We start from the raw sequence: 13,943 nt of genomic DNA, 5'->3' as shown, positions 1-13,943 counted from the left end.
ATGCTCCATGACCCGTTCCCTGCCAGAGAATTACCGTGAGATCCTGATCGGTCTCGGTGAAAACCCTGACCGCGAAGGACTGCTCGACACGCCGGTGCGGGCGGCCAAGGCCATGCAGTATCTGTGTCACGGCTACGAACAGAGCGTCGACGAGATCGTCAATGGCGCGCTGTTTGCCTCCGACACCGACGAGATGATCATCGTCGCCGACATCGAGCTCTATTCGTTGTGCGAACATCACCTGCTGCCCTTCATCGGCAAGGCCCATGTGGCTTATATTCCGACGGGCAAGGTGCTGGGGTTGTCGAAGATCGCGCGACTGGTGGACATGTTCGCCCGCCGCCTGCAGATCCAGGAAAATCTCACCCGCCAGATCGCCGAGGCGGTCCAGCAAGTCACCGATGCCGCCGGTGTCGCGGTGGTCATCGAAGCCCGGCACATGTGCATGATGATGCGCGGTGTCGAGAAACAGAATTCGACCATGAACACCTCGGTCATGCTCGGCGCCTTCCGCGAGTCGAGCAACACCCGCCAGGAGTTCCTGCAATTGATTGGACGGAGCAAGTAAATGCCACAACTTCAACCGGGAATGGCGCGCATCCGGGTCAAGGATCTGCGCTTGCGTACCTTTATCGGGATCAACGAGGACGAAATCCTCAACAAGCAGGATGTGCTGATCAACCTGACCATCCTGTACGCCGCGCAGGAAGCGGTGCGTGACAACGACATCGACCACGCGCTGAACTACCGCACCATCACCAAAGCGATCATCGCCCACGTGGAAGGCAATCGCTTCGCGCTGCTCGAACGTCTCACTCAGGAGCTGCTGGATCTGGTGATGGCCAACGAATCGGTGCTGTACGCCGAAGTCGAAGTCGACAAGCCGCATGCCTTGCGTTTTGCCGAATCGGTGTCGATCACCCTCGCCGCCAGCCGCTGAACGTGTCTGGCGCTCCGGGCGTCAGACTTTTATCATCCGCGCCACGATTTGACTGCACAGAGCCCATCATGACCGAGCAACAACGCCTCGAACTCGAAGCCGCCGCCTTCCGCCGGCTGGTCGCCCACCTGGACAGCCGCAAGGACGTGCAGAACATCGACCTGATGAACCTCGCCGGGTTCTGCCGCAACTGCCTGTCCAAGTGGTACAAGGCCGAGGCTGACGAGCGCCGGATCGAGGTCAGCCTCGACGACGCCCGCGAAGTGGTTTACGGCATGCCGTACGCCGACTGGAAAGCCCAATATCAGCAAGAAGCCAGCGCCGAACAACAAGCGGCGTTCGCCAAAGGAAAACCCCATGAGTGATCTGAACACCCTGCGCGCCAGCCTCAAGAGCGGCGAACACGTTTTTGCCGACACCCTGGCCTTCATCGCCGCCGGTTACGACTACCAGCCTCAGGCGTTCAACAATGGCGGCGTGGAAAACGCGGCCGGGCAGAACGAAGGTTCGTGCAAGACCCTGGGTCTGGCGCTGCTGGAAGGCTTGAGCGATGAAGAAGCGCTGCTGGCGTTCGGCGAACACTACCGCTCGGTCGTGGCAACGCCTGAAGGCAGCGATCACGGCAATATCCGTGCCCTGATCCAGCACGGTCTGGCGGGCGTGAAATTCGATGCGCAACCGCTGACCCGCCGCTGATTCCAAAGCCAATCACAATCCCCTGTGGGAGCGAGCTTGCTCGCGAAAGCCGTGTGTCAGTCACCCAAAATACTGCCTGACACGACGCATTCGCGAGCAAGCCCGCTCCCACACTGGAACTGTGTGGTTTCTGAAAATCGGGCACAAAAAACCGGCCAATTGGCCGGTTTTTTTGTTTCTGCGATCTTAGAACGAAGCGTTCTGCAGACCGTCCAGGTAACGCTCGGTGTCCAGTGCCGCCATGCAGCCGGCGCCGGCCGAGGTGATGGCCTGACGGTAAACGTGGTCGGCCACGTCGCCGGCGGCAAAGATGCCTTCGACGCTGGTCGCGGTGGCGTTGCCTTCACGGCCGCCCTGAACGACGAGGTAGCCGTCCTTCAATTCCAGCTGACCTTCGAACAGCGAGGTATTCGGGGTGTGGCCGATGGCGATGAACACGCCGTCGACCTTGATTTCGTCGAAGCTGCCGTCGTTGTTCTTCAGACGCGCACCGGTCACGCCCATGTTGTCGCCCAGCACTTCGTCCAGGGTCGCGTTCAGTTTCAGCTCGATCTTGCCTTCGGCCACGCGGGCGTTGAGCTTGTCGATCAGGATCTTCTCGGCGCGGAAGGTTTCGCGACGGTGGATCAGGGTGACCTTGCTGGCGATGTTGGCCAGGTACAGGGCTTCTTCGACAGCGGTGTTACCGCCACCGACCACGGCCACCGGCTTGTTGCGATAGAAGAAACCGTCGCAGGTCGCGCAGGCCGAAACGCCTTTGCCCATGAACGCTTCTTCCGACGGCAGGCCCAGGTAACGAGCGCTGGCACCGGTGGCGATGATCAGCGCGTCGCAGGTGTAGGTGCCGCTGTCGCCGGTCAGGCTGTACGGCTTGGAAGCAAAGTCCACGGCGTTGATGTGATCGAAGACGATCTCGGTTTCAAAACGCTCGGCGTGCTCGCGCATGCGCTCCATCAGCACCGGGCCGGTCAGACCGTGGACGTCGCCCGGCCAGTTGTCGACTTCGGTGGTGGTGGTCAGTTGACCGCCGGCCTGCATGCCGGTGATCAGCAGCGGCTTGAGGTTGGCACGGGCAGCGTAGACAGCAGCGCTGTAACCGGCAGGGCCGGAACCGAGGATGATCACTCGCGAATGACGGACTTCAGACATGAACCTGCTCCTGTTGACCGGCCAAGACACCTGGCCGGACGCCGGACTGCCGGCGGGAATAAAAAAGGACTGTGGATAACCTTGGGGAAGGCGTGAGCTCGACAGTCCTGTAAAAAGTTGGGTGCAGCGTATCGAGGGGGGCAAGATTAAGGAAATACGGTTTAACAATCCAGCTCATAGGTGGTCTCTATGCCGACACACTGACGAGATGGACGTCTTTGTTACAGTGAATGTCGATCCCACTGCCGCGCTTTCACAGGTTCTGCAAAGTCGGTAAGGTCGGCGCGTTTTCCCTTGCTCGGAGCACCTTATGCCCGCCCCTGTTCTGTCCGGCCCGCAATACCTGCGCGAAGGCCTCAAACTGGTCTTGAGTCCGGGCCTGCGCCTGTTCGTGCTGCTGCCGCTGGCCATCAACCTGGTGCTGTTCGTCGGATTGATCTATCTGGCCGGCCACCAGTTCAGCCTGTGGGTCGACACGCTGATGCCGTCGCTGCCCGAATGGCTGAGTTTCCTCAGCTACATCCTGTGGCCGCTGTTCGTGGTGCTGGTGGCGCTGATGGTGTTCTTCACCTTCACGATGCTGGCCAACGTGATCGCCGCGCCGTTCAACGGCTTCCTCGCGGAAAAGGTTGAAGTGGTGGTGCGTGGCACCGACGACTTCCCGGCCTTCAGCTGGGGCGAACTGATCGCCATGATCCCGCGCACACTGGCCCGGGAAATGCGCAAACTCGGTTACTTCCTGCCCCGGGCGATCGGCCTGTTCATCCTTTCGTTCATCCCGGTGGTGAACCTCGTCGCCGCACCGCTGTGGTTGCTGTTCGGAGTGTGGATGATGGCAATCCAGTACATCGACTACCCGGCGGACAACCACAAACTGGGCTGGAACGAGATGCTCGCCTGGCTGCGCCAGAAGCGCTGGCAGAGCATGAGTTTCGGCGGAATCGTCTATCTGGTGTTGCTGATTCCGCTGGTCAACATCCTGATGATGCCAGCGGCCGTGGCGGGCGCTACGTTGTTCTGGGTGCGCGAGCGCGGGGCCGAGGCGCTGGTTCAGGAAAAGGCCTGAACCCCGCCCCGGATTCGTATCGCCTCAGCGATAAATGACCCACAAGCCCAACAGCACCAGCGCCCATAACACAAGACCTGGCACGATGATCAGGAAGTTCCAGACGTTGAGGCGATTGTTGCTCTGACCTTCAGGGTCATTGGCGGCCAGGTTGATCAGACGCTGGCCTTCACTGGCCACATAGGCTCTGACAGGCAAAAGGGCTACAGCATATGCCGCCAGATAAGCCAGGTTCTCGAATTGACCGGATAGCTTTTCGAGTACCGCAGCAGCCAGCGTCAATACAACAAAGACTGTCGCCCACTGTTCGAGGTCCCAATCTGACTTGCGCCCGCTGTCGTGGATGGCCTTGTCGGCCTGACGGAAAAGCCGGTGGACGAAGAAGATGTAAAACAGTCCTCGGGCCAGCGGCCACGATTCTTCCTGGGTCCGCTGCTTGTACAGACTCCAGTTCTTGTAAGACCAGTAGTAGAAGTACAAACCGAAACTGAGCACCGACAGCAAAATGAACTTCCAGCGGGCGACCACGTAAAACCCGCTCGCTTGTACATCCTCGCTCAAAAGATTCGCCTCAGGCGGCGCATAAGCATTTTCAGTCATGACTCTTTCCCTGATTGAAGTATTCGAAAGGCTAACGACCGCCTCCTCAAAATGTTGAGGCCCTGCCAAAAAAGCCTGTCATCAATCCATCATCAACCCGACACAATGACGACATAGCCTCAGCCGACACTGAGGTCATGACGACAGCTCTACATATCACCCTCATCAGCGAAACCTTCCCACCGGAAATCAACGGCGTGGCCAATACCCTTGGCCGCTTGTGCGACGGCTTGCGCGCACGCGGGCATCGGGTGGAACTGGTGCGACCGCGTCAGGCTGACGATCCGCAGCGCACTGAAGACGACTCGCTACTGCTGTGCCGAGGCTGGCCGTTGCCGGGTTATCCGGGGTTGCAATGGGGGCAGTCGTCGATGCACAAACTGTTGCGACGCTGGACGCGCCAGCGCCCGGACGTGCTCTATATTGCCACCGAAGGTCCGCTCGGGCTGTCGGCGTTGCGCGCAGCACGGCGTCTGGGAATTGCCGTGGTCAGCGGCTTTCACACCAATTTTCAGCAATACACCCACCAGTACGGGCTGGGTTTGCTGACGCGTTTGCTCACCCACTATCTGCGCTGGTTTCACAATCGCTCGGCCCTGACGCTGGTGCCGAGCGTCAGCCAGCGCCTGGAACTGGAGCGTCGGCATTTCGAACGCTTGGCGCTGCTGTCCCGGGGTGTCGACAGTCAGTTGTTTCACCCGGCCAAACGCCTGAATGCCTTGCGTGAGCAATGGGGTCTCGGCGAGCGGGACATTGCTGTCATTCACGTAGGACGCCTGGCGCCGGAGAAGAACCTCGGCCTGCTCAAGCGCAGTTTCGAAAAGCTCGCCGGCACTTATCCACAGCGCAACCTGAAGCTGATCGTGGTCGGCGACGGGCCGCAACGAATGGCACTGGAAAAGGAACTGCCCGAGGCCATTTTCTGCGGCTCGCAACGCGGCGAAGCGCTGGCGGCGCACTATGCGTCGGGGGATGTGTTTCTGTTTCCGAGCCTGACCGAAACCTTCGGCAACGTCGTGCTGGAAGCGCTGGCCTCAGGCCTTGGGGTGGTGGCTTACGATCAGGCGGCTGCGGCCCAGCATATCCGCCATGGCTACAACGGCGTGCTGGCGATGCCCGGGGATGAAGAGGCGTTCTGCGAGGCAGCCGCGTGGCTGCTGGAGGAGGACGAAAGGTTGCGCTGCGTACGCCTGAACGCACGCCAGCACGCCAGCCGCCAGGGTTGGGCGGCCATCGTCGAACAGTTTGAAAATCATTTGCTGGGAGCTTGCCGCGACCTGCGCGACAAGCCACCCACGGCGATCAAACCAGCGTCATCAACGCCTCACGGCTGAACGGCAGAATGTCCTGCTCGCGGCCTTCGCGCACTTTCTGCGCCCAGTCCGGATCGACCAACAGCGCACGCCCCACTGCCACCAGATCGAACTCGTCGTTGTTCAGACGCTCCAGCAGTTTCTCCAGACTGGCCGGTTGCGCGACCTTGTCGGTGTTGACCATGAACTGCAGGAACTCGCCATCGAGGCCGACGCTGCCGACGGTGATGGTCGGTTTGCCGGTCAGCTTGCGTGTCCAGCCGGCCAGATTCAGGTCGGAGCCGTCAAACTCAGGCTCCCAGAAACGGCGCGTCGAGCAGTGGAAAATATCCACCCCGGCGTCGGACAACGGCTTGAGGAATTCACCCAGTGCCTCAGAGGTTTGCACCAGACGCGCGGTGTAGTCCTGCTGTTTCCACTGCGAGAAACGGAAGATGATCGGGAAGCCTTCGCCCACCGCCGCACGCACAGCCTGAATCAGCTCGATGGCGAAACGCGAACGGTTGGCCAGGCTGCCACCGTATTCGTCGGTGCGCTGGTTGCTGCCTTCCCAGAAGAACTGGTCGATCAGGTAACCGTGGGCGCCGTGGATTTCCACGCCGTCCATGCCGATGCTTTGGGCATCTTTCGCCGCTTGGGCGAAGGCTGCGATCACGTCCTGAATGTCCTGTCTGGTCATGCCGTGCACCACGACCTGACCGTCTTTAAGTTTTTCAGACGGGCCATAACCCGGCACGCTCGCGTCCGGATCGGTGCCCAGACGGCGTACATTGCCGACGTGCCAGAGTTGCGGAACGATCTTGCCGCCTTCGGCGTGTACCGCGTCCACGACTTTCTTCCAGCCGGCCAGCGCGGCTTCACCGTAGAAGTGCGGCACGTTCGGGTAACCGTTGGAAGCCTGGTGACCGACGGTGGTGCCTTCGGTGATGATCAGGCCGACACCGGCCGCCGCGCGACGACGGTAGTATTCGATCACTTTGGAATTGGGCACGCCGCCCGGGGAGAACGAACGGGTCATCGGCGCCATGACCACGCGGGTCGGCAGTTCGAGAGCACCGAGCTGGAACGGTTTGAACAGGGCTTGCACGGGCATGGGAAGCTCCACGAAAAATTGATCGACGGGCACGCAATTCATATGACGGCGATAATATGCGGAGTTTCAAACGCCCGATAGCACTATTGATCTGAATGATTAAGGGTCAAAAGGCAGGCGAAAAAAATCGCAGCTCAATGGCTGCGATTTTCGTGCTTCAACTCAGGGCTTTTTCAATCGCCGTAATCACCGAAGGATCATCCGGCGCCGTGCGCGGCGAGAAGCGGGCCAGTACCCGACCGTCCTTGCCGAGCAGGAATTTCTCGAAATTCCAGGTGATGTCACCGGGAAACTCCGCGCCCTCGCCCGCCAGCAGACGGTACAGCTGATGACGGTCGTGACCGTTGACTTCGAGCTTTTTCGACAACGGAAAACTCACGCCATAGTTGAGGCTGCAGAATTCCTGGATCTCCTGCTCACTGCCCGGCTCCTGACCGGCAAACTGGTTGCACGGCAGGCCCAGCACACTGAAGCCTTTGCCTTTGTATTGCTGATAAAGGTTTTCCAGCGCCGCGTACTGTGGGGTCAAGCCGCATTTGGAGGCGACGTTGACCACCAGCACGACTTGGCCCTTGAAGGGTGCCAGCGGTAGCTCCTGACCATCCAGGGCTGTCAACTTAAGGTCGTGAAAAGCACTCATGACGAACTCCAGATTTCCGTGTTCTACTCGAAACAGCCACTTGGCGAGGGCACCAAGGACAGCCGCGGACTAAAAAGGCGCCCTCGGGCGCCTCTCCAGTACTCGAAAGCTTAGCGCAGAAAATCAGTGGTGATGGCCACCTTCGCCATGGACGTGACCATGAGCGATTTCTTCCTGGCTGGCGTCACGGATGGCAACGACCTTCACTTTGAAGTTCAGGCGCTGACCGGCCAGTGGGTGGTTGCCGTCGACGGTGACGTCGTCGCCGTCCAGGTCACGGATGGTGACGATCTGCATCTGGCCGTCCGGCGCCGAAGCGTGGAACTGCATGCCGACTTCCAGCTCGTCAACGCCTTCGAACATGCTGCGGCTCAGGGTGCTGACCAGCTCAGCGGCGTATTCGCCGTAGGCATCTTCCGGCTCGACGGACACTTCCAGATCGTTGCCGACTTCTTTACCTTCCAGGGCTTTTTCCAGACCCGGGATGATGTTGCCTGCGCCATGCAGGTAGACCAGCGGAGCGCCGCCGGCGGAGCTGTCGATGACCTCACCAGCGTCGTTGGTCAGGGTATAGTCGATGGAGACAGCCTTATTGGCGGCGATCAGCATGGGGCGAGACCTTTTGCATAAGAATGAAGAACGGACAAGTCTAAACAAGGATTTGCCCGAAAGCGAACAGAACCCGGACAGACGGGACGGATTGGCGCCCGTGACCGTCACCGGATTCCATCAGGACGAGGACGGCCACTGGGTCGCCAAGCTGTCCTGCGGCCACACCCAGCACTTGCGCCACCTCCCGCCCTGGCAGTCCCGGGCATGGGTCCTGGACGCCGCGCAACGTATTGAAAAAATAGGCCAACCCTTTGCTTGCGGTTGGTGCGCTCAAGGCTCGGTTAGCGATAACCTTGGCGACTGAATTCAGGCAGATCGGCACACAGAGACGATCGCCATTGCCATGCACCCTTAGAGAATCCGCATGCAAACTTTTTTTATCGCGCCCACCGACTTTGGTGTGGGTCTGACCTCCATCAGCCTCGGGCTGGTGCGTACGCTGGAGCGGGCCGGGCTGAAAGTCGGCTTCTTCAAACCGATTGCCCAGCCGCATCCGGGCGACACCGGCCCTGAGCGTTCCACTGAACTAGTGGCCCGCACCCATGGCCTGAAACCGCCGCAGCCACTGGGCCTGGCCCACGTCGAGCGGATGCTTGGCGATGGTCAGCTCGACGAACTGCTCGAAGAAATCATTGCTCTCTACCAGCAAGCCGCCATAGGCAAAGACGTGCTGGTCGTCGAAGGCATGGTGCCGACCCGCAGCGCCAGCTACGCCGCGCGGGTCAACCTGCACCTGGCCAAGAGCCTGGATGCCGAGGTGATTCTGGTCTCGGCGCCGGAAAACGAAGTGCTGACCGAACTGTCCGGCCGCGTCGAGTTGCAGGCGCAGTTGTTCGGCGGGCCGAAAGACCCGAAAGTCCTCGGCGTGATCCTCAACAAGGTCAAGACCGACGAGAGCATGGACGCCTTCGCTGCGCGCCTGAAAGAGCATTCGCCCTTGCTGCGCACCGGTGATTTCCGTCTGCTTGGCTGCATTCCGTTCCAGCCCGAACTCAACGCCCCGCGCACCCGCGACGTCGCCGACCTGATGGGCGCCCAGGTGCTCAACGCCGGCGACTACGAAACCCGGCGCATGACCAAAACCATCATTTGCGCGCGCACCATGCGCAACACCGTGGACCTGCTCAAGCCCGGCGTGCTGGTGGTGACCCCCGGCGATCGCGACGACATCATCCTCGCCGTCAGCCTCGCGGCCATCAACGGCGTACCGCTGGCCGGCCTGCTGCTGACCAGCGACACCCTGCCCGATCCGCGCATCATGGATTTGTGCCGTGGCGCGTTGCAGGCCGGTCTGCCGGTACTGTCGGTGAGCACCGGTTCCTACGACACCGCCAACCTGCTCAACGGCCTGAACAAGGAAATCCCCGTCGATGACCGCGAGCGTGCGGAGATCATCACCGATTTCGTTGCCAGTCATCTGGATGCCAACTGGCTGCACCAACGTTGCGGCACGCCACGGGAAATGCGCCTGTCGCCGGCGGTGTTCCGCTATCAATTGATTCAACGCGCCCAGGCCGCCAACAAACGCATCGTTCTGCCCGAAGGCAGCGAGCCGTTCACCGTGCAAGCGGCGGCAATCTGTCAGGAGCGTGGAATTGCCCGTTGCGTGTTGCTGGCCAAACCGGCAGACGTCGAAGCCGTCGCCCGTGCCCAGGGCATCGTGCTGCCGCCAGGGTTGGAAATTCTCGATCCGGATCTGATCCGCGAGCGCTATGTCGAGCCGATGGTCGCCTTGCGCAAGAGCAAAAGCCTCAATGCGCCGATGGCCGAGCAGCAACTGGAAGACACCGTGGTGATCGGCACCATGATGCTGGCGCTGGATGAAGTCGACGGCCTGGTCTCCGGCATCATCAACACCACCGCCAACACCATCCGCCCGGCCTTGCAGCTGATCAAGACGGCGCCGGGCTGCACGCTGGTGTCCTCGGTGTTCTTCATGCTGTTCCCTGAAGAAGTGCTGGTCTACGGCGACTGCGTGATGAACCCGCATCCGAGCGCCAGTGAACTGGCCGAAATCGCCCTGCAAAGCGCCGACTCGGCCGCCGCGTTCGGCATCACCCCGCGCGTGGCGATGATCAGCTACTCCAGCGGCGAATCGGCCACCGGCGAAGAAGTCGAGAAAGTCCGCGAAGCCACCCTGCTCGCTCACGAACAACAGCACTCGCTGCTGATCGACGGGCCGCTGCAGTACGACGCCGCCGCCAACGAAACCGTGGCCCGGCAACTGGCGCCGAACAGCCAGGTGGCCGGTCGCGCCACGGTGTTCGTGTTCCCCGACCTGAACACCGGCAACACCACCCACAAAGCCGTGCAGCGCAGCGCCGACTGCGTCAGCCTCGGCCCGATGCTGCAAGGCCTGCGCAAACCGGTGAACGATCTGCCGCGCGGCGCGCAGGTCGACGACATCGTCTACACCATCGCCCTGACCGCGATTCAGGCTGCCAACCGACCTCTGGATATCTGACCCGATGCTGGCTTTTCTCCCTGCCACCCTGCGCGGCGTAATCGCCGCGCTGCTGTTGGCGCTGAACACGATCCTGCTGTGCTCGTTCCTGTTTCTCGTGGCACTGATCAAAGTGCTGCCGTTCGACCTCGCACGCCGCGCCTCGCGCTGGCTGATGAGCCACACCCACGAAGCCTGGATCAGCAACAACAAGGGCTGGATGAACCTGGTCCGCCGCACCCGCTGGCACCTCAGCGGCCTGCAAGGCCTGGACTATCAACACTCGTACCTGATCACCAGCAACCACCAGAGCTGGGTCGACATCCTGGTGCTGCAATACGTGCTCAACCGACGCATCCAGCCGCTAAAGTTCTTCCTCAAGCAGGAACTGATCTGGGTCCCGGTCATCGGTCTGGCGTGGTGGACACTGGGCTTCCCGTTCATGAAGCGCTATTCGAAAGCCTATCTGGAAAAACACCCGGAAAAGAAAGGCAAAGACCTGGAAACCACCCGCAAGACCTGCGCGAAATTCCGCGACAACCCGGTAGGCATCTTCAACTTCGTCGAAGGCACACGCTTCACCGAAGGCAAACACGCGCAGCAGCAATCACCGTTCAAATACCTGCTCAAACCCAAGGCCGGCGGCATTGCCTTCGTACTGGATGCGATGGGCGAACAGCTGGAATCGATCGTCAACGTGACCATTCACTATCCCGGCGGACGCCCTGGCTTCTGGGATCTGCTGTGCGGCAATGTGCGAGACGTAGTGGTGCACTTCGAAGAACTGAAAATCCCACCACAGTTCATCGGCAAAAACTACGACCAGGACGGCGAATACCGCCTGCAATTCCAAGGCTGGATCAACCAGCTGTGGCAGGACAAGGATGCGTTGCTTGAGCAGATGCACCGCGAATATCCCAACCGACGCTGATCCCCCCTGTGGGAACACCTGAAAGAAATTGATCGCCTGTCAGGCCGCCATCGCCAGCAGGCTGGCTCCCACAGGAAAGCAGTTCGCTTCTAGCTTTTGGCTTTTCGCTTCCCACCACTCAACACAATGAGCGTTAGCTCGAGTACCGCTTTTGACGTGCCGGCCCCTTCGGCCGGCTGAGTGGAGGGATTCATCCGGGGGTGGGCGCGCAGCGCCGTTTGGCGAAGCCAAACACATCGAGAGGAGGTGCAGCGAAGCAAACCGTAGGCGATGCCCCCGGATGAATCCCGTAACGAAGGAACACCGAGCCAAAGCGAGGTGCCGAACGCCGGGGCCCAGCCTTTTGGTTACTTTTTGGCGTTTGAAAAAGTGACCCGCTGTAAGAGCGGAACCGCCAGCGGCAACACCCGCAGAAACGGATATTCACCCAAAACTCCAAGAGCCTGATCGGCCCAAAGGCCGTCATCGCTAGCAGGCTAGCTCCCACAATCGACCGAATTGGCCCGAAATAAAAAGCCCGCCGATTCACTCATCGGCGGGCCTTTTATCAGCAGCTAACGCTTAAATCGCGCCACGCTTACGCAACAGATCCAGCACCTGCTTCACGCTTTCATCCAGCGACAACGACTGGGTATCAATCACCAGATCTGCATCCAGCGGCACGTCATACGGGAACGACTCACCCGGAATATTATCGCCACCCGCAGCATACAAACCTTGCGGATCACGCTCGGCACACACAGTCGGCGAAGCCTGAACATAGACCGTCAGCAAACGATCCTTGCCAATCAGATCCTTGGCCTTCTCGCGACCTTCCGCACTCGGCGCCACGAATGCCGCCAGCGTCAGCAGACCGGCTTCGTTGAACTGACGGGCAACATGCGCCGCACGGCTCCAGTTCTCGGTGCGACCCGCGCGATCCTGCGGCAGACCCTTGTTGAGGTCATGACGCAGGTTCTGGCCATCCAGCACAAACACCGCACGACCCAGATCGAACAGCTTGCGCTCGACCGCGTACGCCAACGTGCTCTTGCCCGCGCCCGACAGGCCGCTGAACAGCACGGTAGCCGGTTGCTGACCGAAACGCTGAGCGCGTTCTTCGGTCGCTACATGGGCCAGTTTGCCGTGGTGCGTAGCCGTACCGTGGGTCACTGGCTGAGCGACGATCATGCCGGCGCCGACGGTGCCGTTGGTCAAACGGTCGATGACGATGAACGCGCCGGTGGTGCGGTTGCTGTCGTAACCGTCGAGGGCGATCGGCGCGTCGAGCGCGATCTTCACCTTGCCGATTTCGTTGAGCTGCAACGCGCTCGCCGGGCCTTCTTCGAGGGTGTTGACGTCAACCTTGTTGACGATGCTGGCAATGGAGCCAGGCACGTAACTGGTAGCGCGCTTGATGTCGTATTTCTTGCCCGGCAGCATCGGCTCTTCAGCCATCCACACCAGCATCGCTTCGAAGCTGTCGGTCACCGGCGGAACGTTGTCGGCGTGGACCAGCAGGTCGCCACGGGAGATGTCGATTTCGTCTTCCATGGTCAGCGTTACTGCTTGGCCAGGGCCGGCATGCTCCAGTTCACCTTCGAAGGTGACGATGGATTTCACGCGGCTGCTCTTGCCCGACGGCAGGACCACGACTTCGTCGCCCTTCTTCACGATGCCGCTGGCCAGGGTGCCGGCGAAACCGCGGAAGTTCAGGTTCGGACGGTTGACGTACTGCACCGGGAAACGCAGATCGGTGAAGTTGCGGTCGCCTGCCACTTCCACGGTCTCGAGGATGTCCATCAGCGACTGGCCGGTGTACCACGGCGAACGCTCGGACTTGTTCACCACGTTGTCGCCCTTCAGAGCGGACATCGGCACGAAGTGCATGCTCGTCGGCTTCATCTTCAAGCCTTCGGCGAACTTCAGGTAGTCGGCCTTGATCGACTCGAACACGCCCTGATCGAAGCCCTTGAGGTCCATCTTGTTGATGGCGACAACGATGTGCTTGATGCCAAGCAACGAGGCGATAAAGCTGTGGCGACGGGTCTGGGTCTGCACGCCGTAACGGGCATCGACCAGGATGATCGCCAGGTCACAGGTGGATGCACCGGTGGCCATGTTGCGGGTGTACTGCTCATGGCCGGGGGTGTCGGCGATGATGAATTTGCGTTTGGCGGTGGAGAAATAGCGGTAGGCGACATCGATGGTGATGCCCTGCTCGCGCTCGGCCTGCAGGCCGTCGACCAGCAACGCCAGGTCGATGTCGTCACCGGTTGTACCGACTTTCTTCGAATCGCGGGTGATGGCTTCGAGGTGATCTTCGTAGATCATCTTCGAGTCGTGCAGCAGGCGCCCGATCAGAGTGCTCTTGCCGTCATCGACGTTACCGCAGGTCAAAAAGCGCAGCAGCTCTTTACGTTCGTGCTGGCCCAGGTAGGCGAGGATGTCCTCGCTGATCAAATCAGATGCGTGCGACAT

15 protein-coding genes are annotated in these 13,943 nt (G+C 60.6%); 9 read left to right on the top strand and 6 right to left on the bottom strand.

Features of this window, described 5'->3' with window-relative positions; translation table 11 throughout:
- The first annotated feature begins 7 nt into the window (after positions 1–7).
- The 4 genes from folE (at position 8) to CAF63_RS14340 (ending at position 1,636) form a co-directional block, all read left to right on the top strand.
- Complete coding sequence (gene folE, locus CAF63_RS14355) at positions 8–568, top strand: GTP cyclohydrolase I FolE (RefSeq protein WP_007957209.1); 561 nt, start codon at positions 8–10, stop codon at positions 566–568.
- The gene (gene folX / locus CAF63_RS14350; protein ID WP_007957207.1) at positions 569–940 is read left to right on the top strand and encodes a dihydroneopterin triphosphate 2'-epimerase; all 372 of its coding nucleotides are present in this window, start codon (positions 569–571) and stop codon (positions 938–940) included.
- Positions 941–1,008: 68 nt separating this feature from the next.
- On the top strand, positions 1,009–1,305 hold the full coding sequence (locus CAF63_RS14345) for a DUF1244 domain-containing protein (protein ID WP_064593416.1): 297 nt from the start codon (positions 1,009–1,011) through the stop codon (positions 1,303–1,305).
- Positions 1,298–1,636 (top strand): HopJ type III effector protein, encoded by a 339-nt coding sequence (locus CAF63_RS14340; RefSeq protein ID WP_085685761.1) that lies wholly within the window; start codon positions 1,298–1,300, stop codon positions 1,634–1,636. The genes CAF63_RS14345 and CAF63_RS14340 overlap by 8 nt, the downstream gene beginning before the upstream one ends.
- A 186-nt stretch (positions 1,637–1,822) precedes the next feature.
- Here the strand turns inward: CAF63_RS14340 and trxB are convergent, their stop codons facing one another.
- Positions 1,823–2,785 carry a thioredoxin-disulfide reductase gene (trxB, locus tag CAF63_RS14335; protein WP_039769336.1) on the bottom strand — a complete coding sequence of 321 codons (963 nt, stop codon included), beginning with the start codon at positions 2,783–2,785 and terminating at the stop codon, positions 1,823–1,825.
- Positions 2,786–3,095: 310 nt separating this feature from the next.
- Here trxB and cysZ point away from each other — a divergent pair, with 310 nt between their 5' ends.
- Positions 3,096–3,851, top strand: a complete 756-nt coding sequence (cysZ, locus tag CAF63_RS14325) for a sulfate transporter CysZ (protein WP_085685759.1) — start codon at positions 3,096–3,098, stop codon at positions 3,849–3,851.
- A 24-nt stretch (positions 3,852–3,875) separates the two neighbouring features.
- Here the strand turns inward: cysZ and CAF63_RS14320 are convergent, their stop codons facing one another.
- Positions 3,876–4,451 carry a hypothetical protein gene (locus tag CAF63_RS14320; protein ID WP_085685757.1) on the bottom strand — a complete coding sequence of 192 codons (576 nt, stop codon included), beginning with the start codon at positions 4,449–4,451 and terminating at the stop codon, positions 3,876–3,878.
- A gap of 113 nt (positions 4,452–4,564) precedes the next feature.
- Between CAF63_RS14320 and CAF63_RS14315 the strand changes: the two genes are divergently transcribed.
- Entirely contained in the window at positions 4,565–5,785 is a 1,221-nt protein-coding gene (locus CAF63_RS14315) for a glycosyltransferase family 1 protein (RefSeq protein ID WP_085685755.1), read from the top strand.
- Here the strand turns inward: CAF63_RS14315 and CAF63_RS14310 are convergent.
- The 3 genes from CAF63_RS14310 to CAF63_RS14300 all read right to left on the bottom strand — a co-directional run bounded on the left by CAF63_RS14310 (position 5,754) and on the right by CAF63_RS14300 (position 8,106).
- Complete coding sequence (locus tag CAF63_RS14310) at positions 5,754–6,857, bottom strand: NADH:flavin oxidoreductase (protein ID WP_085685753.1); 1,104 nt, start codon at positions 6,855–6,857, stop codon at positions 5,754–5,756. The genes CAF63_RS14315 and CAF63_RS14310 overlap by 32 nt on opposite strands.
- Before the next feature lie 157 nt (positions 6,858–7,014).
- The gene (locus CAF63_RS14305) at positions 7,015–7,497 is read right to left on the bottom strand and encodes a glutathione peroxidase (RefSeq protein ID WP_007959082.1); all 483 of its coding nucleotides are present in this window, start codon (positions 7,495–7,497) and stop codon (positions 7,015–7,017) included.
- 123 nt (positions 7,498–7,620) lie between these two features.
- Complete coding sequence (locus CAF63_RS14300) at positions 7,621–8,106, bottom strand: peptidylprolyl isomerase (protein ID WP_011332490.1); 486 nt, start codon at positions 8,104–8,106, stop codon at positions 7,621–7,623.
- On the opposite strand from CAF63_RS14300, the gene CAF63_RS14295 reads away from it, so the two are divergent.
- From CAF63_RS14295 to CAF63_RS14285, 3 genes are read left to right on the top strand one after another with little or no spacing between them, the layout of a single operon-like run.
- Entirely contained in the window at positions 8,075–8,413 is a 339-nt protein-coding gene (locus tag CAF63_RS14295; protein ID WP_085685751.1) for a DUF3565 domain-containing protein, read from the top strand. The genes CAF63_RS14300 and CAF63_RS14295 overlap by 32 nt on opposite strands.
- A gap of 60 nt (positions 8,414–8,473) precedes the next feature.
- The gene (gene pta / locus CAF63_RS14290) at positions 8,474–10,573 is read left to right on the top strand and encodes a phosphate acetyltransferase (protein ID WP_085685749.1); all 2,100 of its coding nucleotides are present in this window, start codon (positions 8,474–8,476) and stop codon (positions 10,571–10,573) included.
- 4 nt (positions 10,574–10,577) lie between these two features.
- Positions 10,578–11,483 carry an acyltransferase gene (locus CAF63_RS14285; RefSeq protein WP_085685747.1) on the top strand — a complete coding sequence of 302 codons (906 nt, stop codon included), beginning with the start codon at positions 10,578–10,580 and terminating at the stop codon, positions 11,481–11,483.
- A gap of 561 nt (positions 11,484–12,044) precedes the next feature.
- On the opposite strand, the gene cysN is transcribed toward CAF63_RS14285, so the two are convergent.
- Positions 12,045–13,943: a sulfate adenylyltransferase subunit CysN gene (gene cysN, locus CAF63_RS14280; RefSeq protein ID WP_085685745.1), complete on the bottom strand. Its 1,899-nt coding sequence runs from the start codon at positions 13,941–13,943 to the stop codon at positions 12,045–12,047.

Source organism: Pseudomonas sp. B20(2017) (assembly GCF_002113125.1).
Lineage (GTDB): Bacteria > Pseudomonadota > Gammaproteobacteria > Pseudomonadales > Pseudomonadaceae > Aquipseudomonas.
This window is presented reverse-complemented; position numbering and strand designations above follow the sequence as displayed.

Coding starts and splice junctions, on each gene's coding strand:
- folE (WP_007957209.1), top strand. CDS start 8: ATGACCCGTTCCCTGCCAGAGAATTACCGTGAGATCCTGATCGGTCTC.
- folX (WP_007957207.1), top strand. CDS start 569: ATGCCACAACTTCAACCGGGAATGGCGCGCATCCGGGTCAAGGATCTG.
- CAF63_RS14345 (WP_064593416.1), top strand. CDS start 1,009: ATGACCGAGCAACAACGCCTCGAACTCGAAGCCGCCGCCTTCCGCCGG.
- CAF63_RS14340 (WP_085685761.1), top strand. CDS start 1,298: ATGAGTGATCTGAACACCCTGCGCGCCAGCCTCAAGAGCGGCGAACAC.
- trxB (WP_039769336.1), bottom strand. CDS start 2,785: ATGTCTGAAGTCCGTCATTCGCGAGTGATCATCCTCGGTTCCGGCCCT.
- cysZ (WP_085685759.1), top strand. CDS start 3,096: ATGCCCGCCCCTGTTCTGTCCGGCCCGCAATACCTGCGCGAAGGCCTC.
- CAF63_RS14320 (WP_085685757.1), bottom strand. CDS start 4,451: ATGACTGAAAATGCTTATGCGCCGCCTGAGGCGAATCTTTTGAGCGAG.
- CAF63_RS14310 (WP_085685753.1), bottom strand. CDS start 6,857: ATGCCCGTGCAAGCCCTGTTCAAACCGTTCCAGCTCGGTGCTCTCGAA.
- CAF63_RS14305 (WP_007959082.1), bottom strand. CDS start 7,497: ATGAGTGCTTTTCACGACCTTAAGTTGACAGCCCTGGATGGTCAGGAG.
- CAF63_RS14295 (WP_085685751.1), top strand. CDS start 8,075: ATGGAGACAGCCTTATTGGCGGCGATCAGCATGGGGCGAGACCTTTTG.
- CAF63_RS14300 (WP_011332490.1), bottom strand. CDS start 8,106: ATGCTGATCGCCGCCAATAAGGCTGTCTCCATCGACTATACCCTGACC.
- pta (WP_085685749.1), top strand. CDS start 8,474: ATGCAAACTTTTTTTATCGCGCCCACCGACTTTGGTGTGGGTCTGACC.
- CAF63_RS14285 (WP_085685747.1), top strand. CDS start 10,578: ATGCTGGCTTTTCTCCCTGCCACCCTGCGCGGCGTAATCGCCGCGCTG.
- cysN (WP_085685745.1), bottom strand. CDS start 13,943: ATGTCGCACGCATCTGATTTGATCAGCGAGGACATCCTCGCCTACCTG.